At 67.4% G+C, this 20457-nt stretch carries 15 protein-coding genes; 11 read left to right on the top strand and 4 right to left on the bottom strand.

Translation table 11 applies throughout. The features are described from left to right. The first annotated feature begins 26 nt into the window (after positions 1–26). Both HW532_RS07795 and mdoH read left to right on the top strand, forming a co-directional pair. Complete coding sequence (locus tag HW532_RS07795; RefSeq protein ID WP_246479688.1) at positions 27–1424, top strand: OpgD/OpgG family glucan biosynthesis protein; 1398 nt, start codon at positions 27–29, stop codon at positions 1422–1424. Next, positions 1412–3262 (top strand): glucans biosynthesis glucosyltransferase MdoH, encoded by a 1851-nt coding sequence (gene mdoH / locus HW532_RS07790; protein ID WP_213163841.1) that lies wholly within the window; start codon positions 1412–1414, stop codon positions 3260–3262. Before HW532_RS07795 ends, mdoH begins: the two co-directional genes overlap by 13 nt. 225 nt (positions 3263–3487) lie before the next feature. On the opposite strand, the gene HW532_RS07785 is transcribed toward mdoH, so the two are convergent. From HW532_RS07785 to HW532_RS07775, 3 genes are read right to left on the bottom strand one after another with little or no spacing between them, the layout of a single operon-like run. Next, complete coding sequence (locus HW532_RS07785; protein ID WP_213163840.1) at positions 3488–4786, bottom strand: MFS transporter; 1299 nt, start codon at positions 4784–4786, stop codon at positions 3488–3490. 57 nt (positions 4787–4843) lie between these two features. Continuing rightward, complete coding sequence (locus HW532_RS07780) at positions 4844–5128, bottom strand: NfeD family protein (protein WP_213163839.1); 285 nt, start codon at positions 5126–5128, stop codon at positions 4844–4846. Continuing rightward, complete coding sequence (locus HW532_RS07775; protein WP_213163838.1) at positions 5128–5994, bottom strand: SPFH domain-containing protein; 867 nt, start codon at positions 5992–5994, stop codon at positions 5128–5130. Before HW532_RS07775 ends, HW532_RS07780 begins: the two co-directional genes overlap by 1 nt. A 232-nt stretch (positions 5995–6226) precedes the next feature. Between HW532_RS07775 and HW532_RS07770 the strand changes: the two genes are divergently transcribed. The 3 genes from HW532_RS07770 (at position 6227) to HW532_RS07760 (ending at position 10259) form a co-directional block, all read left to right on the top strand. Further along, on the top strand, positions 6227–8695 hold the full coding sequence (locus HW532_RS07770) for a Lon protease family protein (RefSeq protein ID WP_213163837.1): 2469 nt from the start codon (positions 6227–6229) through the stop codon (positions 8693–8695). A gap of 32 nt (positions 8696–8727) precedes the next feature. Continuing rightward, a complete protein-coding gene (locus tag HW532_RS07765) occupies positions 8728–9552 on the top strand; it encodes a universal stress protein (RefSeq protein WP_213163836.1) in 825 nt (274 codons plus the stop codon). Between the two features lie 206 nt (positions 9553–9758). Next, positions 9759–10259: an arsenate reductase/protein-tyrosine-phosphatase family protein gene (locus HW532_RS07760; RefSeq protein WP_213163835.1), complete on the top strand. Its 501-nt coding sequence runs from the start codon at positions 9759–9761 to the stop codon at positions 10257–10259. A gap of 147 nt (positions 10260–10406) precedes the next feature. Here the strand turns inward: HW532_RS07760 and HW532_RS07755 are convergent, their stop codons facing one another. Then, positions 10407–10973, bottom strand: a complete 567-nt coding sequence (locus HW532_RS07755) for a GNAT family N-acetyltransferase (RefSeq protein ID WP_246479679.1) — start codon at positions 10971–10973, stop codon at positions 10407–10409. Between the two features lie 287 nt (positions 10974–11260). Here HW532_RS07755 and HW532_RS07750 point away from each other — a divergent pair, with 287 nt between their 5' ends. From HW532_RS07750 to HW532_RS07725, 6 genes are all read left to right on the top strand, one after another. Continuing rightward, positions 11261–12757 (top strand): CoA-acylating methylmalonate-semialdehyde dehydrogenase, encoded by a 1497-nt coding sequence (locus tag HW532_RS07750; RefSeq protein ID WP_213164470.1) that lies wholly within the window; start codon positions 11261–11263, stop codon positions 12755–12757. A gap of 198 nt (positions 12758–12955) precedes the next feature. Next, positions 12956–14086 (top strand): cell division protein ZapE, encoded by a 1131-nt coding sequence (zapE, locus tag HW532_RS07745; protein WP_213163834.1) that lies wholly within the window; start codon positions 12956–12958, stop codon positions 14084–14086. A 153-nt stretch (positions 14087–14239) separates the two neighbouring features. Next, on the top strand, positions 14240–15211 hold the full coding sequence (gene mdh, locus HW532_RS07740; protein WP_213163833.1) for a malate dehydrogenase: 972 nt from the start codon (positions 14240–14242) through the stop codon (positions 15209–15211). Between the two features lie 80 nt (positions 15212–15291). Then, positions 15292–16461 carry an ADP-forming succinate--CoA ligase subunit beta gene (gene sucC, locus HW532_RS07735; RefSeq protein WP_213163832.1) on the top strand — a complete coding sequence of 390 codons (1170 nt, stop codon included), beginning with the start codon at positions 15292–15294 and terminating at the stop codon, positions 16459–16461. Then, on the top strand, positions 16461–17336 hold the full coding sequence (gene sucD / locus HW532_RS07730; protein ID WP_213163831.1) for a succinate--CoA ligase subunit alpha: 876 nt from the start codon (positions 16461–16463) through the stop codon (positions 17334–17336). The genes sucC and sucD overlap by 1 nt, the downstream gene beginning before the upstream one ends. 115 nt (positions 17337–17451) lie before the next feature. Beyond that, positions 17452–20403, top strand: coding sequence for a 2-oxoglutarate dehydrogenase E1 component (locus HW532_RS07725; RefSeq protein ID WP_213163830.1), 2952 nt, complete (start codon positions 17452–17454; stop codon positions 20401–20403). Positions 20404–20457 lie beyond the last annotated feature (54 nt).

Here is a 20457-nt window from a genome sequence, read left to right as displayed (position 1 = left end):
ATCCCGAGGCGTTCTCGGAAACCTTCGTGCGCGACCGCGCGCAATCGTTGTCGCAAGAGGCCTATGCCTCCGCCGAGGTCGATTTCCCGGACGGTTTCGACGGGCTGACCTACGACCAGTACCGCGATATCCGCTTCAAGACGGACATGGCGATCTGGCGGGGCGAGGACCGTGGCTTCACGGTCGATCTCCTCCATGCGGGCGCGTTCTACAAGACGCCGGTCGACATCTTCATCGTCGCCGACGGGCAGGCCTGGCCGGTCCTCTATTCCGCGAGCATGTTCGATTTCGGCCCGAGCGTCACCGCGCCGCCGGAAGGCACGGAGCTGCCGTTCTCGGGCTTTCGCCTGCGCCATCCGCTCAACGATACGAATTACTGGGACGAGTTCGCCGTCTTTCAGGGCGCGAGCTATTTCAGGGCGGTCGCGGAGAACCAGCGCTACGGGCTGTCCGCGCGCGGGCTCGCCATCAAGACGGGATCGCAGGAGGGCGAGGAGTTCCCGGCCTTCCGCTCCTTCTGGATCGAGCGTCCGGAGCCGGGGGCCAAGGCCATCGTCATCCATGCGCTGCTCGACAGCACGAGCACGACCGGCGCCTATCGCTTCACGATCCGCCCGGGCACGGAGACGCTGATCGATGTCGAGCTGACCCTGTTCCCGCGGGTGGAACTCGCCCATGTGGGGCTCGCGCCGCTGACCAGCATGTATCTGTTCGATGCGGTGAACCGGACGGGCTACGACGATTTCCGTCCGGCCGTGCACGATTCCGGCGGCCTTGCCATGTGGACGGGCACGGGCGAGTGGATTTGGCGCCCGCTGGCCAACCCGGAGACGCTCCAGATCAGCGCCTTCATGGATTCCAATCCGCGCGGTTTCGGCCTGATGCAGCGCAAGCGCGACTTCCAGGACTACCAGGATCTCGAGGCCCATTACGAGCGCCGTCCGAGCGGCTGGGTGGAGCCGGTGGGCAATTGGGGCGCCGGCCATGTCGAGCTGGTGGAAATTCCCACCAAGCGCGAGATCAACGACAATATCGTCGCCTTCTGGCGGCCGCGCGCGCCGCTCCAGCAGGGCAAGCCCTTCTCCCTGACCTACCGCCTGCACTGGTGCGACACGGTACCCCTGAACGGGCGTGCGGCATGGGTCACCGATACGCGCTCGGGCGCCGATCTCGACCATGACGGGCGCCTGTTCGTGATCGACTACCAATCCCCCGACCCACTGCCCGAAACGGTCGTGCCCGAGGTTTCGGCCAGTGCGGGCAAGGTCATCAGCGCCGTTGGCCGTCCGAACCCCGAGACCGGCGGCTATCGGGTGAGCATCGAGCTCGACGTCACGGATATCGACATGTCGGAGCTGAGGCTGCGCTTGCTCGACGGCGAAGATGAGCTCGGCGAGACATGGCTCTATCGATGGATCAGATGACCGTCGCCTATGAGTTCGATGAGGAGTATCCGGCCGATGCGGAGGCCAGCGTGCCGGAGGAGCATCCGCTCGCCATGCCCGTCCAGTCCTTCGGCGAGTGGCATGGGGGCGAGGCTGCGGACACGGCGTCCACCCCGCCGTCCGTGGTCCGGGCGCGTGCGCTGGTCTTGACGCTCACCCTCGCGCTCACGGTCGTTGCGACCTGGGAAATGATCTCGGTGATCTCCGTATCCGGCGCGACGGCGCTGCAGGTGGTCTTTGCCGGCGTGTTCGCGGTGACCTTCCTGTGGATCGCGCTGCCCTGCGCGAGCGCGCTTCTGGGCTTTGCCTGCATGCTCCGCGACCGGGGCGCCGGCGATACCGTCCCGCAGGACGGGCCGCTCGGGCGCAACGTCCTCGTCATGCCGGTCTACAACGAGGACCCGGAGGCGGTCTGCGGCACGCTGGAGCGCATGGGGCGCGAGCTCGCCGAGGCGGGCGCCGGGGCGCAGTTCGACATCTTCATCCTGTCCGATACGCGCGACGGCGAGATCGCGGCGCGCGAGGAGGAGAGCTTCGAGCGCCTGCGCGCAGCGCTTCACGGGGCCGTTGCGGTCTATTACCGGCGCCGGGCGGACAACTGGCACCGCAAGGCCGGCAATGTCGCCGATTTCGTCTGCCGCTGGGGCGGACGCTACGACCACATGGTCGTGCTCGACGCCGACAGCTACATGGCCGCGCCGACGCTCGTGGCGCTGGCGCGCCGGATGGCGTCGGACCCGGCGGCGGGGATCGTCCAGACGGTGCCCATGCTCGCCGGCGGCACGACGCTGTTCGCCCGCATGCAGCAATTCGCCGGGCGCTATTACGGTCCCGTCATCGCCCACGGCCTTGCCGCCTGGCACGGCCGCGACGGCAATTACTGGGGCCACAACGCCATTATTCGCGTGCGCGCCTTCGCCGAGAGCGCCGGCCTGCCGGAGCTGAAGGGCCGCAGGCCGTTCGGCGGCCATGTGCTCAGCCACGATTTCGTCGAGGCCGCGCTCATGCGCCGGGCCGGCTGGGCGGTGATCATGCTGCCCTCGCTCGGCGGCTCCTACGAGCAGTGCCCGCCCTCGCTCATCACGCTCGCCCAGCGCGACCGGCGGTGGGCGCAGGGCAACCTGCAGCACATGAAGATCGTCGGTGCGCGCGGTCTGCACTGGATGAGCCGGCTGCACCTCGTCGTCGGCATCATGTCCTATCTGGCCTCCCCGCTGTGGCTGGCCATGCTGCTCATCGGGCTTCTTCTCTCGATCCAGGCCCGGTTCGCCACGCCGGACTACTTCCCGGACGGCCTGGCCCTGTTCCCGCACTGGCCGGCCTTCGACTACCGCCAGGCGCTTATCCTGTTCGTCTTCACGATGGGGGTGCTCGTGCTGCCGAAGCTTCTGGGCGCGGCCGTGGCGATCATGGATCGCGGCACGCGCGCGCGGTGCGGCGGCGCGGCCGGGATCCTCTTCGGCGTGGTCGCGGAGACGCTCCTTTCCGCGCTTCTTGCCCCGGTCATGATGCTGCTCCAGACACGCTGGGTGGCGGAAGTCTTCCTCGGGCGGGATTCGGGCTGGAACGCCCAGCAGCGCGGCGACACCGGCGCCTCCATCGTGGCGGTTGCGCGCGCGCACTGGGTCGAGACGCTGTGCGGCGCCGTCATGGCGCTCGTCGCCTGGACGATCTCCACGGGGGTCTTCCTCTGGCTCCTGCCGATCAGCCTGGGGCTCGTGCTGGCGATTGTCCTGTCCTGGGCGACCGCGCACCGTGCTGCCGGCCTGGCCTTTCGCCGCATCCGCCTGTTTCTCATCCCCGAGGAAGTGCGCTGAAGCGCAAAGGCCCCGGCCGGACACGGGCATCGGCCAAGTGCGTTGCTTTCAAGCGGAACCGCTCGGGTCCATGGTTTGCCGTCTCTGGGCTCTCAGCCTTCGCGGGAGCGAGCGGAGAAACAGCAAGCCATTTATCCCCTTGCCGCTCATGCCCGCGAAGGCGGGCATCCAGATGCAGCGCTGGAAAGCGGGTCGACCTGGCTGTAATCCATCCCAGGCTCCCCCTTATGAGCCGTCGGGTCCGATAGCCGTACGTGCGAGCGTCACGGTGAGGCCTGCGATTGCGAGGTTGAACAGCGCGAAGCCGAGAAAAACGTCGGCGACATCGAGGCCGAAGGCGAGGAACAGCGTGGCAACAAGGGTCGCGAGCGTCATGAACAGCGCGTTGAGCACATTGTTGCTGGCGATCACACGGGCCCGGCGCTCCGGCTCGCTCAGCGTCTGGACGATGGCATAGAGCGGCACGGCGAAGATGCCGCTGGCCATGGCGATGGCCGCGAAATCGGCGAGGATCCGCCAGTGGGCGGGGGAGGCCAGGAGGGTCGCGATATCCATGAGCCCGTCGCCGGACGCGGCCGCGCCCGCTGCCCGCCCGGCAAAGACCAGATCGATGGCGAAGACGGTGATGGCGAGGCTGGCAAACGGTGTGTAGCGGGCGGAGATGTCGCCGTGCAGCAGGCGGTGGCACAGGAGCGATCCCACCGCGATGCCCACGGTGAAGGCGGCGATGAGAAGGTTCGTGACGGTCTCGTCGCCTCCCACGATGAGGCGCGTGAAGGCTGGAAGCTGGGTGAGGAAGATCGCGCCGACCGCCCAGAACCACGAAATGGCGACAATGGCCCGGAAGATGACGGGCCTTGCCGCCGCCTCGCGCATCAGCCGCCAGGTGGCCGGCAGGATGGAGACCGGTATGGCGATGCCGGGCGTGCCGGGGGCGGGCGGGATACGCCGGGCGGCGAGATAGCCGGCGAGCGCGATGGCGACCACGCTTGCCGATACGATTGTGGGGCCGCCGCTCGTGGCGATGAGGAGCCCGCCGAACATGAGGCCGGTGAGGATGGAGAGGAAGGTGCCCATCTCCACCAGCGCATTGGCCGCGATGAGGTCGCGCGGACCGAGGAGCTGCGGGAGGATGCCGAACTTGATCGGCCCGAAGAAGGCCGATTGCGTGCCCATGAGGAAGAGCACGGCGAACTGCCACGCAATGCTCTCCAGCGCGAAGCCGATGGCCGCCAGCGCCATGAGCGCGATCTCGGCCAGCTTCAGCCGGCGGGCGAGCATCGCCTTGTCGTACCGGTCGGCCAGCGCGCCCGCCATGGCGGAGAACAGGAAGAACGGCACGATGAAGACTGTCGTCGCCAGCGTGATGAGCATCGGCGCGTCGATCCCGCGCGTGGCGGCGAGATCGTAGGTGATGAGGATCGCCATCGCGTTGCGGAACGCGTTGTCGTTGAACGCGCCGAGCGCCTGCGCGACGAAGAGAGGCAGAAAACGGCGGGTCGCAAGCAGGCGGAACTGGCTCATGCGCGGTGCCGTCTTCCGGTGGCGGAGCGGACCGGTGCAGTCTCGTCGCACAAGGCTCTAGCGGTCATTGATATCGCGGTCGAAGGTTTTGACCGACCCGCCCCTCAGGCCGAAGATCCGGCGCATGGCGAACCAGGCCAGAAGCGAGGCGAGCGCGAAGAACAGAGCGCACAGCGCCAGCGAGCCGGCCAGCCACGCCGCGAGCGGGCCACCGGCCCACAGGGCGCCGCCGGTGACGAGCGCCCCTGCCGCGAAGCCGAGGAAAATGTAGCCCGACACGACCGTCTCGAGACCCGCCAGCACCAGCGCCGCGGCAATCCAGACCCACCACAGATCGGCCATCAGCCCCGTCCCTTGAGCATCCTGAAAGCCTCGCCGAACGCTTCGGCGGCGGAGGCCGGCACGATGACGGTCTGCGAGCCCTCGCTGCCGGCGACCGCGGCGATGCTCTCGATCTGCTTCAGCGCCACCTGATATTGTGCCGCCTCAAGCCCGTTCTCCGCAATCGCGGCGGCCACGACACCCGTCGCATAGGCCTCCGCATCCGCCTGGACGCGGCGCGCCTTGGCGGCCTGCTCGGCGGCATAGAGGTCCGCATCGGCGGCCAGCTCGACGGCGCGCTTGGCGCCCTCCGCCTCGGTCACCTGCGCGCGGCGGGCGCGTTCGGCGTTGAGCTGCTGGAGCATTGCCTCGCGCGTGGCGGCGTCGAGATTGACGTCGAGGATCTCCGTGCGGGTCACCTCGATGCCCCAGTCCTCCACGGCGTCGACCAGGGACGACTTGATGGAGGCGATGAGCTGCGCGCGGTTCGACTGGACCTGGTCGAGCTCCATGCGCCCGATCTCGGAGCGCACGATGCCGGCGACCGTCGTGGAGATCGCGCCGTCCACGTCGCGGATGCGGTAGACCGTCTTCTCCGGCTGGAGAATGCGGTAGAAGACGCTGGTTTCCACCTGCACCAGAACGTTGTCGAGGGTGATCGCGTCCTGGCTGGCCGTCGGCAGCTGCCGTTCCAGGATCGAGATCTTGTGGGCGACACGGTCGAGGAACGGGACGATGAGGTTGATTCCCGGACCCAGCACCGACCGCAGCCGGCCGAAACGCTCCACCACGTATTTTTCCGACTGCGGCACGATCCGTACACCCAGAAAGATGCACAGGATGATGAAGGCCGCCAGAAGGATCAGCACCACGCTCGTCTGCTCCACGGGAACTCTCCTCACGCTCATGGACTTGCGGAGGCTATACGTTCTGGCCACTGTAAAGACAACCGCCGGTTTGCGCCGGGGCTCATGGAGGCGGTGATCGAGGGCTTCGAATTTTGCGGCCTGGCGCCGCATCGATACTCATCTCCTTGACGACCCCGCCGCGGGCCTGCCCCGATAGGCGGGTACGGTCGCAAGACCGCACTGGATGCCAGAATCTGAGGACACGATGCCGATGGATGCGCTCACGCCTGACAAACTTCGCCAGCACTGCGACCCGGAGGCGCTGGGGTTCAAGACCACGCAAGAGCTTGAGAGCGTCGACGAGCTGGTCGGCCAGGACCGTGCGCTCGGGGCGATCCGCTTCGGCACGGGGATCGACAAGCCGGGCTTCAACCTGTTTCTCCTGGGCTCCAGCGGCACGGGCCGCCACACCGCCATACGCCGGTTTCTCGACCGGCGCGCCGCGGAAGAGGAGGCGCCCGACGACTGGGTCTATGTCAACAATTTCTCCTTCGCCCACAAGCCGCGCGCCTTGCGGCTGCCGCCGGGCACGGCGGTCCGGTTCCGGGACACCATGGCGGAGCTGATCGACGATCTGCGCACCGCCATTCCGGCATTGTTCGAATCCGACGACTACCGCAATCGCCGGCGGGCCATCGACGAGGCCTTCGAGGAGCAGCAGTCCAGCGCCTTCGAGGACCTGCAGAAGAAGGCGGAGGAGAAGAACATCGCCGTGATGCGAACGCCGATGGGCTTCGCGCTCGCGCCCAAGCGCAATGGCGAGGTGATCAAGCCCGAAGTCTTCAACGCGATGGCGGAGGACGAGCGCAAGGAGATCGAGGAGACGATCCAGGAGCTCCAGAAGGAGCTGGCCGACATCCTCCAGCGCCTGCCGCAGCTGGAGAAGGAGCGGCGCGACAAGCTGCGCGAACTCAATGCCGAGCTCGCCGAATATGCCGTCGGCAGCTCCATCAAGGATATCGCGGCGCGCTTCGAGGGGCTGGAGGCGATCCAGACCTATCTGGAGGAGGCGCGCGAGGATCTCGTCAAGAACGCCAATCTGTTCCTGGAGGCCGCCCAGGAGGAGAGCCAGCAGAACCAGCCCTTCCGCAGCGCCGGCACGGGCATGGACGATCCCCGCTTCCGGCGCTATGCGGTCAATGTCGTGGTCGCCAACGGCGATGACGACGGCGCGAAGGGCGCGCCCATCGTCTTCGAGGACCATCCGACCCTGTTCAATCTGCTCGGCCGGGTCGAGCACATCACGCAATACGGCGCGCTGACCACCGATTTCACCCTGATCAAGCCGGGCGCCCTGCACCGGGCCAATGGCGGCTATCTGGTGCTGGATGCGCGCAAGGTGCTCACCGAGCCGCTCTCCTGGGAGGCGCTGAAGCGGTGCCTGCGCTCGGGCGCCATCTCAATTACCTCGCCGGGCGAGATGATGAGCCTCGTGAGCACGATCTCGCTGCAGCCCGACGCGATCCCGCTCAAGGTCAAGGTGATCCTGATCGGCGAGCGGATCCTCTATTACATGCTGTCCAATCTCGATCCGGACTTTTCCGACCTGTTCAAGGTGGAGGCGGACTTCAACGAGGATATCGACCGTTCCGGGGAGGCCTGCGGCCTCTATTCCAGGCTCGTTGCCACGATCGTGCAGAACAAGGGGCTGAAGCCCGTGGAGGCCTCCGGCGTGGCGCGCATCATCGAGGAGGCTTCGCGCCTTGCCGACGATGCCGCGAAGCTGTCGGTGCGCACCGGTCCGCTCGCCGACCTGATGAGCGAGGCGGACTACTGGGCGGGCGATGCCGGCCGCGACACGATCACCGCGGAGGATGTGGCCCGCGCCGTGCGCGAGCGCATCGACCGCGCCAGCCGGTTGCGCGAGCGCGCCCAGGAGGCGATCACGCGCGATATCGTGCTCATCGACACCGATGGGGAGGCGGTCGGCCAGATCAACGGCCTTGCGGTGCTGAGCCTCGGCAATCTGAGCTTCGGCCGGCCGAGCCGGATCACCGCGCGGGTGCGCATGGGGGCGGGCAAGGTGGTCGATATCGAGCGCGAGGTCGAGCTCGGCGGGCCGCTCCATTCCAAGGGCGTGCTGATCCTGTCGAGCCTCCTGTCGTCGCGCTATGCGCTGGAACTGCCGCCATCTCTGTGGGCGAGCCTCGTCTTCGAGCAGTCCTATGGCGGGGTCGACGGCGACAGCGCCTCCTGCGCGGAACTCTATGCGCTGCTCTCCGCGCTGTCGGAGGTGCCGATCCGGCAGTCCTTCGCGGTGACGGGGTCGGTCAACCAGTTCGGCGAGGTGCAGGCCATCGGCGGGGTGAACGAGAAGATCGAGGGCTTCTTCGACCTGTGCGTGGCGCGCGGGCTCACCGGAAAGCAGGGCGTGCTGATCCCGAAGGCCAATGTGCAGCATCTGATGCTGCGCGAGGATGTTGTGGACGCGGCCTCGAAGGGGGAGTTTCATATCTACGGCGTGGAGACCGTCGATCAGGGGATCGCGCTGCTCACCGGCCGCGAGGCGGGCGAACGCGACGCGTCGGGCGCGTTCCCGGAGCAGTCGATCAATGCGCTGGTCGAGGCAAGGCTCCAGCATTTCGCCGAGCAGCGCAAGGCGTTCGGGGCGAGGCCCAACGGCACCGGCGCCGGGGCGGGGAACGGCGCGGGCGCCAACACGACGGATGTGCAGTCATGATCGGGCAATCGCGGAAGCGCGGGATAAGGCGCGTGGTGATCGGGTTCGACCCGTCGGGCAATGCCGACGACGTCCTGGAGATGGCGGCAAGCCTCGCCGCAGCGATGCGCGCGGAGATGCGCGGCCTGTTCGTGGAGGAGAGCGCGCTGTTCGATCTGGCCGGGCTGCCCTTCGCCCGGGCCGTTCCGCGCGGCGGGCGGCAGAGCTATCCCATCGACCTGTCGGGCATGGAAACCGCGCTCCGGCGCCAGGCGCAGGCCTGCGAGCGGGCCTTGTCGAGCCACGCCATGCGGGCGCATGTCGCCTGGAGCTTCGGGCGCTCGCGCGGGCGCCTCGGCGAGGAGCTCGGGGCGGCCATCACCGGCGGCGACCTTGTCGTCATCAACGCGTCCGGTCCCGGGCTCGAGGCCGGCCGCGAGGCGCTCGCGCTCGCCCGCCGCGCCGCCGAGCGCGGCATGGGCGCGGCCATCGTCGCGCCGCGCCGGCGCAGGGTGTCGGGCCAGGTCGTGGTGCTCGACGATGGCGACGAGGGCGCGCTCCAGGCGCTGGATCTCGCCGCGCGCATCGCCGTGGAACGCCACGAGCCGCTCGTGGTGATGGTCATGGCGGAGACGGCGGAGGAGGGCGGCCACATCGAGCAGAGGGCGCGCGAGACCCTGCCCGCCGATGCGCGGCCCGTCTTCCGGCACATTGTGGCCCGTGGCGTCTCCGGGGCCGCCCACATGCTGCGCGAGATGGACCCCTCGCTCGTGGTGGCCGATCTTCAGGGCGCCGTCTTCGGCGACGACGAGACGGCGATCCGCCTCATGGGTGCGGCCCGGGCCCCGGTCCTCCTGATCCGTCCCGCCGGCAGCTAGCGTCTCCCGCTTTCCGGGTCAAGGGGCCGTCGTTCCCGCTCATCCCGCCGGTTCCTGGCCATCATAGAATTGCCGTGCGTCCGTCACCGTGCTGAAGAAATTTCCCGGTAGGCTGCTTTCCATGCTGGCGGGGCAACCGGGACGGCATGGCGGATCGCTGCGGACCGCGCCGTTCCCACATGATTTCTTGAAGAGGAGCGCCTGTCATGACCCGCACCAACGTTCTTTTCCTGTGCGATGACAATGCGGCGCGCAGCCTGATGGCGGAGGCCTATCTCAATCATGCGGGCCGCACGCAGTACCGGGCCTGGAGCGCCGGGTTCGAGCCGCAGGAGGCGGCCGATCCCGCGATCCTGACCCTTCTGGCGGATGCCGGCATCCGCGCCGGCGGGCTGCACCCGAAGGCCCTGTCGGTGTTCGCCGCGGCCGATGCCCCGCGCATGGATCTCGTGGTGTCGCTGTGCGCCCGCGAGGCGCCCGGGCGCGGCGTGCTTCCCGGATCGCCCGAGGCGGTCCGCTGGCCGGTCGGCGATCCCGCGCTGTCTGCGGGGCTCGGCGGCGGCGAGCGCGGTGCGCTCATCGACCTGTTCGCCGAGATCCGCCAGCTTGTCGACGGCTTCCTGGTGCGCTCCCATGCCGATGCGGTCGCGGTCCCGGCGATGCCGGTTTCCTCGCCCTTTTCCGACAGGATTGCCGAGAACGCCTGATCCGGGCGCGTCCGGTCGCTGAATCCGCCGGGCCACCCGTTGCACCGGGGCTTCGCGGACTTCTCCTCGGGGACAGATGTCCCCGAGGAGGGGCCACGGGGTCCGGGATGTGACGGGTGGCTTGTCGGAACGCTTCCTGAAAGCGCCCTAGCGCCAGTTCAGAACGGCGGTCACGAAGCCCTGGGCGTCGCCCATGAACTCTTCCATGAGCGTGAAATAGGTCGGGTAGGGCGCATCGACGGTGCCGGCGATCTCGTCGTCCTCGAAGCGCAGGTCGGCCTTGTGCTTCTGGGCGATGTGCCGCATCCGGCCGTTCTCGCGCAGGCAGATCATGTAGATCGTGTTGATGCCGCGATTGCGGGCGGCGACGATTGTGCGGTGCATCAATTCCGTGCCGAGACCGGAATCCTGGAACGGGGTCTCCACGGAGAAGGCGGCCTCGGCCTGCAGCGGCCAGCTTTCCAGCACGGGCCGCAGCTCGGCGGCGGCGCGCAGGACGCCGTCGACGAAGCAGCCATGGATCACGGAATTCAGCCGGCAGGCGGTGTCGGCATAGTCGTCGATGAAGATGTCGCTCACCGCGCCGCCGAAGCGCATCCGCCGGCTTTCGGGATCGAGCCGCTTCAGGTGCTCGCGGAACAGCTCGACATCGCCCGGCCAGAGCTTCCGGATCAGGGCCTTGTCGAAGAACGCGTCCTTGTCGTGGATCGCCATGGGGAGCCTCGCTTGGTACGGGTGCATGGCCGGTCGCGTCCTCCCCACAGATTCGTTCGTCGACCGGCCGAACTCATTTTGCGTCCGATAGATCGTATTGCGGCGCACAAAAATCAAGTCTTAAATGTGCGCTGCACAATATTTCCGCCCTTGCCTGGCAGACGGGCAACACTGCCAGCTTGCCGCGTCCGGAGCGGCCCGCTAGGGTCGGGCCAGACACAACAAGAAAGCGGCTTCCCGCATGGGCGTGGAGGCGGTTCATCAAGGGCAGGGACGCAAGGATCATGGTGAAGGAAATCGGGCATTTCATCGCCGGCAAGCACGTGGCCGGCGCGAGCGGCCGTTTCGGCGACGTCTACAATCCCAATACGGGCGAGGTTCAGGCCAAGGTGGCGCTGGCCACCGCCGACGAGGTGGCCGCGGCGGTCGCCAATGCCCGCGAGGCGCAGACCGACTGGGCGGCGCGCAACCCGCAGGCGCGCGCCCGGGTGATGTTCAGGTTCCTCGAGCTCGCCACGAAGGAGAAGGACCGGCTGGCGGAGATGCTGTCGCTCGAGCACGGCAAGACCGTGCCGGACGCCCATGGCGACGTCCAGCGCGGGCTGGAGGTCGTGGAGTTCGCCTGCGGCATCCCGCATCTGCTGAAGGGCGAGTTCTCCGAAGGCGCGGGGCCGGGCATCGACATGTACTCCATGCGCCAGCCGCTGGGCGTGGTCGCCGGCATCACGCCGTTCAACTTCCCAGCCATGATCCCGATGTGGAAATTCGCGCCCGCCATCGCCTGCGGCAACGCCTTCATCCTGAAGCCGTCGGAGCGCGACCCTTCGGTGCCCATGCGGCTCGCCGAGCTCATGATCGAGGCCGGACTGCCGGACGGCATCCTCAATGTGGTGAATGGCGACAAGGAGGCGGTCGACGCCGTCCTCACCCATCCCGACATCATGGCCGTGGGCTTCGTCGGCTCGTCGGCCATCGCGGAATATGTCTATTCGACGGGCACCGCGCACGGCAAGCGCGTGCAGTGCTTCGGCGGGGCGAAGAACCACATGATCGTCATGCCCGACGCCGACATGGACCAGGCGGTCAACGCGCTGATCGGCGCGGGCTATGGATCGGCCGGCGAGCGCTGCATGGCCGTCTCGGTCGCCGTGCCGGTCGGCGAGAAGACGGCGGACGCGCTGGTGGAGAAGCTCATTCCGCGCGTGGAGGGCCTGAAGGTCGGCCTGTCGACCGATCACGAGGCCGATTTCGGCCCGATGGTGACGCGCCAGCAAGTGGAGAAGGTGAAGGGGTATGTCGATCTGGGCGTCCAGGAGGGCGCCGATCTGAGGGTCGACGGTCGCGGCTTCCAGATGCAGGGCTATGAGGACGGCTTCTTCATGGGCGGCTGCCTGTTCGACAATGTCACGCCCGACATGCGCATCTACAAGGAGGAGATCTTCGGGCCCGTGCTCTCCGTCGTGCGCGCGCACGATTACGACGAGGCGCTGCGCCTGCCCTCCGACCACGACTATGGCAATGGCGTCGCGATCTTCACCCGCGACGGGGACGCCGCGCGGGAATTCGCCTCGCGGGTCAATGTCGGCATGGTCGGCATCAACGTGCCGATCCCGGTGCCGCTCGCCTATCACACATTCGGCGGCTGGAAGCGGTCGGGCTTCGGGGATCTGAACCAGCACGGCCCCGATTCGATCCGCTTCTACACCAAGACCAAGACGGTCACCTCGCGCTGGCCCTCCGGCGTGAAGGAGGGCGCGGAGTTCGTGATCCCGACCATGTCGTGACCGGCACCATCCGGCCGGGGCGCGAAGGGCCTGCGACAGGCAACGGTGCCCCGGCGGCGATGCCGGGGCCGGAGGCGCGGTCGGCGCGGGTCCCACGGCTCGGGCGCGGCGAATGAGGCGGTTTTCGTGCGGGCCGCACTCTGCTAACAAGTCGGCCTTGTTCGCGCGCCCTTCCGGGATCACTCGCTTTCAAGGCCCATGCGCCAGACCGTTCTGCAATCCTATCGTGCCCGCGTGGAGGCGGGAGAGCTCGCCGCCGATCCGGGCCAGGCCCGCGTCGCGGAGGCACTCGATCGGCTGGCGAAGGCCCTCGACCGGTACCGTCCGGCGCCCGCCCGGCGGCGCGGCCTCGCCCGCCTGTTCTCGCGCCATGACGGCCCGGAGGAGGCGCCCCGCGGGCTCTATATCCACGGCGAGGTCGGGCGCGGCAAGACCATGCTCATGGACCTGTTCTTCGCCGCGGCGCCGGTGAAGGCACGCCGCCGCGTCCATTTCCATGCCTTCATGCAGGATGTGCACGAGCGCATCCATCGCCGCCGCAAGACCCATGGCGAGCGCAGCGACGACGCCATTCCGGCAATCGCCGGGGAGCTCGCCGGCGAGGCGACGCTCCTGTGCTTCGACGAGTTCCAGGTCGGCGACATCACCGACGCGATGATCCTCGGGCGGCTGTTCGAGGCGCTGTTCGGCCATGGCGTGGTGGTGGTCGCGACCTCCAACATAGCGCCCGACCGGCTCTATGAGGGCGGGCTCAATCGCGGCCTGTTCCTGCCCTTCATTGCGCTCATCGAGGAGCGTCTCGAGATCGTCTCGCTCGACGGGGAGACCGATTACCGGCAGGGCCGCGCGCGCGGCGAGCCGGTCTATCTGGTGCCGGCGGGGGAGGCGGCCACCGCGCGGCTGGAGGATCTCTGGCACCGCCTGTCCGGCGGGGCGGACGGCGCGCCGGCGGAGCTTGCCGTGAAGGGGCGCACGGTGCCGGTGCCGCGCGCCGTCGACGGGCTGGCCTGGTTCTCCTTCCACGATCTGTGCGAGACGCCGCTGGGGCCGGCCGACTATCTGGCCATCGCCCGGCGGTTCCATACGGTCTTCGTGCACGACATCCCGAAGCTCGAGCCTGGCCAGCGCAACGAGGCCCTGCGCTTCATCACGCTCATCGACGCGCTTTACGACAACGGGGTGCGGCTCGTGGCCTCCGCGGCGGCGGAACCGGACGGGCTCTACGTCCTCGGCGACAATGCCGAACGGTTCCACCGAACCGCCTCGAGGCTCGTGGAGATGCAGTCCGCCGGCTATTGGGAGGAGGCCCTTGCGGCAGACTGCTCTTGATTGACGCGGTTTGCCCGGTCAGGCTTGCACGATGCTCGCAATCGGGATAAGTCACCGACGTTTTTGCGGCGCAAAACGACTCCATATTCCAGGCGCCGCCCGGCCCTGAGGCCGATCAGCGTTCGAACCCATCGAGGCGAAGGGGATTCCAGCATGGCGCGCAAGAAGATTGCACTTATCGGCGGCGGAATGATCGGCGGCACGCTCGCCCATCTCGTCGGTCTGAAGGAACTGGGCGACGTCGTCATCTTCGACATCGTTGACGGCATGCCGCAGGGCAAGGCGCTCGACCTCGCGGAATCCTCGCCGGTGGAAGGCTTCGACGCGAAGCTCGCCGGCACCAGCGAATATGCCGGCATCGAAGGCGCGGACGTGGTGATCGTCACTGCCGGCGTGCCGCGCAAGCCCGGCATGAGCCGCGACGACCTCCTGGAGATCAATCTCAAGGTCATGGGCCAGGTCGGCGCCGGCATCCGCAAATACGCCCCCGACGCCTTCGTGATCTGCATCACCAACCCGCTCGACGCCATGGTCTGGGCGCTCCAGAAGGCCTCCGGCCTGCCGGCGGAGAAGGTGGTCGGCATGGCCGGCGTCCTCGACTCCGCGCGTTTCCGCTACTTCCTCGCCGAGGAGTTCGGCGTGTCGGTGGAGGACGTCACCGCCTTCGTGCTCGGCGGCCATGGCGACTCCATGGTGCCGCTGGCGCGCTATTCCACCGTCGCCGGCATTCCGGTGCCCGACCTCATCGCCATGAACTGGACCACCAAGGCCCGGCTCGACGAGATCATCCAGCGCACCCGCGACGGCGGCGCGGAGATCGTCGGCCTGCTCAAGACCGGCTCGGCCTATTACGCGCCGGCGAGCTCGGCCATCGCCATGGCGGAATCCTATCTGAAGGACAAGAAGCGCGTCCTGCCCTGCGCGGCCCATCTCAACGGCCAGTACGGCGTGAAGGACCTCTATGTGGGCGTGCCGGTGGTGATCGGCTCGGGCGGCGTGGAGCGCGTCGTGGAGATCGAGCTCGACAAGGACGAGAAGGCGCTCTTCCAGGCCTCCATGAAGACGGTGGAGGATCTGGTCCAGCGCTCGCGCGAACTGGCCCCCGATCTCGGCCAGGACGCGTAAGGAAGACCGGCTGGGCGCTCGCGGTTGCAGGCGGGGCTCAGGCTGCTATAACCGGCGTCTGTCCACGAGGCGGAGGACACATGAATATCCACGAATACCAGGCGAAGGCCGTCCTTGGGGAATTCGGCGTACCGGTTCCTAAGGGCGTTCCGGCCTTCACCCCGGACGAGGCCGTCAAGGCGGCCGAGACGCTGGGCGGCCCGGTCTGGGTCGTCAAGGCCCAGATCCACGCCGGCGGGCGCGGCAAGGCCGGCGGCGTGAAGGTGGTCAAGTCGCTCGACGACGTGCGCGCGGAGGCGACGCGCCTTCTGGGCTCCACGCTCGTCACCCACCAGACCGGCCCCCACGGCAAGCAGGTCAACCGGCTCTATGTCGAGGACGGCTCCGCGATCGCCCGCGAGCTCTATCTCTCCTGCCTGGTCGACCGGGCCACCTCCCGGATCGCCTTCATCGCCTCCACCGAGGGCGGCATGGACATCGAGGAGGTCGCGGCCACGACGCCGGAGAAGATCCAGACCTTCCACGTCGATCCGGCAGCAGGCTTCAGCCCCTATATCGGGCGCAACATCGCCTATGCGCTGGGGCTGGAGGGCGACCAGGTCAAGCAGTGCGTCAAGCTGATCGCCGGGCTCTACAAGGCCGTCGAGGCCAAGGATATGAGCCTCCTGGAGATCAATCCGCTGATCGTCACGGAGGCCGGCGACCTGCTGTGCCTCGACGCCAAGGTCAATTTCGACGACAACGCGCTGTTCCGTCACAAGGACGTCGCGGAGCTGCGCGACGAGACGGAAGAGGATCCCAAGGAGCGCGAGGCGAAGGAATACGACCTCAACTACGTTGCGCTCGACGGGACCATCGGATGCATGGTCAACGGCGCGGGGCTTGCCATGGCGACCATGGACATCATCAAGCTCTATGGCGAGGAGCCGGCGAACTTCCTGGATGTCGGCGGCGGCGCCACGGCGGAGCGGGTGACGGCGGCGTTCAAGATCATCACCGCCGATCCGAACGTGCAGGGCATCCTGGTCAACATCTTCGGCGGCATCATGCGCTGCGACGTGATTGCGGACGGCGTGGTGACGGCGGTCAAGGAGGTCGGGCTCGAGGTGCCGCTCGTCGTGCGGCTGGAGGGCACGAATGTCGCCGAGGGCAAGAAGATCCTCGAAGAGTCCGGGCTGAACGTGATCCCCGCGGACGATCTCGACGATGCGGCGAAGAAGGTCGTCGCCGCGGTGAAGGAGGCAGCCTGATGGCAATCCTCGTCGGTAACGACACCAAGGTCATCTGCCAGGGCATCACCGGGCAGAACGGAACGTTCCATACCGAACAGGCCATTGCCTACGGCACGAAGATGGTCGGCGGCGTGACGCCGGGCAAGGGCGGCTCCACCCATGTGGGCGTCCCCGTCTTCAACACGGTCGCGGAGGCGCGGGAGAAGACTGGCGCCAATGCCAGCGTGATCTACGTGCCCCCGCCATTCGCCGCCGACGCGATCCTGGAGGCGGTCGATGCGGAGGTCGAGCTCATCGTGTGCATCACCGAGGGCATTCCGGTGCTCGACATGGTGAAGGTGAAGCGCGCGCTCGACAACTCGAAGAGCCGGCTGATCGGTCCGAACTGCCCCGGCGTCATCACGCCGGATGCCTGCAAGATCGGCATCATGCCGGGCCACATCCACAAGCGCGGCTCCGTCGGCATCGTGTCGCGGTCGGGCACGCTGACCTACGAGGCGGTGGCGCAGACCACGACGGCGGGTCTCGGCCAGTCGACCTGCGTCGGCATCGGCGGCGACCCGGTCAAGGGGCTCGACTTCATCGAGGTACTCGACATGTTCCTCGCCGACCCGGAGACGGAGTCGATCATCATGATCGGCGAGATCGGCGGCTCGGCGGAGGAAGAGGCCGCGGAGTTCGTCAAGCAGTCGAAGGTCAAGAAGCCCATGGTCGGGTTCATCGCCGGCGTTACGGCGCCGCCCGGCCGGCGCATGGGCCATGCCGGCGCGATCATCGCCGGCGGCAAGGGCGGGGCCGGCGACAAGATCGCCGCGCTCGAGGATGCCGGGATCACGGTGTCGAAATCGCCCGCGGCCCTTGGCACGACGCTGTTGCAGGTCTTAAATGGTTAGAGGCAACGAGGTTTCAGACTCACCGAACCCGAACAGTGGTGCTCACTAGTCCGCACACTGCGACTACCCGGCATGAGAAGGCGGTCCGTGGTCGCCCCCACGAGCCGGAAAGGTAATGGCCAAGAGCGATTCAAACGACGTGTTGCGCGGCACGTCGTTCCTGTACGGCGGCAACGCGGCGTTCCTGGAGCAGCTTTACGCCCGGTTCCAGGAAAACCCGGAGACCCTGGACCAGGAATGGCGGGACTTCTTCTCCACATTGCAGGACGACAGGAGCGAGGTCGTCGCGGAAGCCCGCGGCGCCTCGTGGAAGCGAGATGACTGGCCGGAGATCGCCAATGGCGAGATGGTCAGCGCGCTCGATTCCAACTGGCAGCCCTTCGAACAGGCGCTCGCCAAGCGGGTCGACAAGGCCGCCCGGGGACGCGGCGAGCCGCTCGGCGGCGAGGAGCTGAGGCGGGCGACGCTCGATTCGGTGCGCGCACTCATGATGATCCGCGCCTACCGGATCCGCGGCCATCTGGCCGCCGACCTCGATCCCCTGCGCCTGAGGCCCCAGGAGCAGCATCCCGAGCTGATGCCGGAGACCTACGGCTTCGGCGAGGAGGATCTCGACCGGCCGATCTTCATCGACAATGTGCTGGGGCTGGAGACGGCGACGATCCGCCAGATCGTCGACATCCTCAAGCGCACCTACTGCTCCACCTTCGGGGTGGAGTTCATGCACATCTCCGATCCCGAGCAGAAGGCCTGGATCCAGGAGCGCATCGAGGGGCCGGACAAGGAGATCACCTTCACCGCCGAGGGCAAGAAGGCGATCCTCAACAAGCTCGTCGAGGCGGAAGGCTTCGAGCATTTCCTGAACGTCAAATATACCGGCACGAAGCGCTTCGGGCTCGAGGGCGGCGAGGCGATGGTGCCGGCGCTGGAGCAGATCATAAAGCGCGGTGGCCATCTGGGCGTGCGCGAGATCATCCTCGGCATGGCCCATCGCGGCCGGCTCAATGTTCTCTCCAACGTGATGGGCAAGTCCTTCCGGGCGCTCTTCCACGAGTTCATGGGCGGTTCGGCGAACCCCGACGACGTGGAGGGCTCCGGCGATGTGAAATACCATCTGGGCTCCTCGTCGGACCGCGAGTTCGACGGCAACAACGTGCATCTGTCGCTCACCGCCAACCCGTCGCATCTGGAAATCGTCAATCCGGTGGTGATGGGCAAGGCGCGCGCCAAGCAGGACCAGCTCCACGACGAGGAGAGGGTGACGGCCCTGCCGCTCCTGATCCACGGCGACGCGGCCTTCGCCGGCCAGGGCGTCGTCGCGGAATGCCTCGCGCTGTCGGGCCTGCGCGGCCATCGCTGCGGCGGCACGGTGCACTTCATCGTGAACAACCAGATCGGCTTCACCACGAGCCCGATCTACGGCCGGTCCTCGCCCTATCCTTCCGATGTGGCGAAGATGATCGAGGCGCCGATCTTCCACGTGAACGGCGACGATCCGGAAGCGGTGGTCTATGCCGCGAAGGTCGCCACCGAGTTCCGCCAGCAGTTCCACAAGCCTGTCGTGATCGACATGTTCTGCTACAGGCGCCACGGGCACAACGAGGCGGACGAGCCCTCCTTCACCCAGCCGATCATGTACAAGCGGATCGCCCAGCATCCCAGCGTCGGCGAGATCTACGCGAACCGGCTGGTCGCTGAAGGCGTGGTTACCAAGGCCGATGTCGAGGCCATGCAATCGGAATACCGCCAGCATCTGGAGGACGAGTTCCAGATTGCCGACGACTACCGTCCTAACAAGGCGGACTGGCTCGACGGCCGCTGGTCGGGCTTCACCCAGCCGAAGGACGAGGGTCCGCGGCGCGGCATCACCGGTGTGGACATGGACCGGCTGAGGGAGATCGGCGAGCGGCTGACCGCCATTCCCGACAATTTCAACGCCCACCGCACGATCAAGCGCATCTTCGACCGGCGCCGCAAGACCATCGAGGAGGGCAAGGGCATCGACTGGGCGACCGCGGAGCTCATGGCGCTCGCCACGCTCCTCGTCGAGGGCGTCCCGGTGCGCCTGTCGGGCCAGGACACCCAGCGCGGCACCTTCTCCCAGCGCCATTCCGTGATCGTCGACCAGGAGACCGAGCAGCCCTATACGCCGCTCAACAATATCGACGATCTGCAGGCGCCCGCGGAGATCATCAACTCCATGCTGTCTGAGGAGGCGGTGCTCGGCTACGAATACGGCTACAGCCTCGCTGAGCCCAAGGCGCTGGTGGCCTGGGAGGCGCAGTTCGGCGACTTCGCCAATGGCGCCCAGGTGGTCATCGACCAGTTCATCTCGTCGGGCGAGCGCAAGTGGCTCAGGATGTCGGGCCTCGTCTTGCTGCTGCCGCACGGCTATGAGGGCCAGGGGCCGGAGCATTCCTCCGCCAGGCTCGAGCGCTTCCTGCAGCTCTGCGCGGAAGACAACATGCAGGTCGCCAACTGCACCTCGCCGGCCAACTATTTCCACATGCTGCGCCGGCAGATGCACCGCGACTTCCGCAAGCCGCTCATCGTCATGACGCCGAAATCGCTCCTGCGGCACAAGCGGGCGGTCTCCACGCTGGAGGAGATGGGCCCGGAGACGAGCTTCCACCGCGTGCTGTGGGACGATGCGGAGATGCTGCCCGACCAGAAGATCAAGCTGGTCGAGGACAAGAAGATCAAGCGCGTCGTGCTGTGCTCGGGCAAGGTCTATTACGATCTCTACGAGGAGCGCGAGAAGCGCGGTGTCGACGACGTCTACATCCTGCGGCTCGAGCAGCTCTACCCGTTCCCGGCCAAGGCGCTGGTGACGGAGCTCGGACGGTTCGCGGACGCGGAGATCGTGTGGTGCCAGGAGGAGCCCTACAATATGGGCGCCTGGACCTTCGTGCAGCCGAATATCGAGTGGGTGCTCGACTATATCGACGCCAAGCACAAGCGGCCGCGCTATGCGGGCCGGCCCGCCTCCGCGGCGACGGCTACGGGGCTTGCGAGCAAGCACCAGAAAGAGCTCGAGACGTTTTTGAATGCCGCGCTCGGCGATTGAGCGCATGTGACATGAAACGAAGCGCGCGTCCGGCAGGGCCCGGCGCGTTCTTTG

Source organism: Kaustia mangrovi, from assembly GCF_015482775.1.
GTDB lineage: Bacteria > Pseudomonadota > Alphaproteobacteria > Rhizobiales > Im1 > Kaustia > Kaustia mangrovi.
This window is presented reverse-complemented; position numbering and strand designations above follow the sequence as displayed.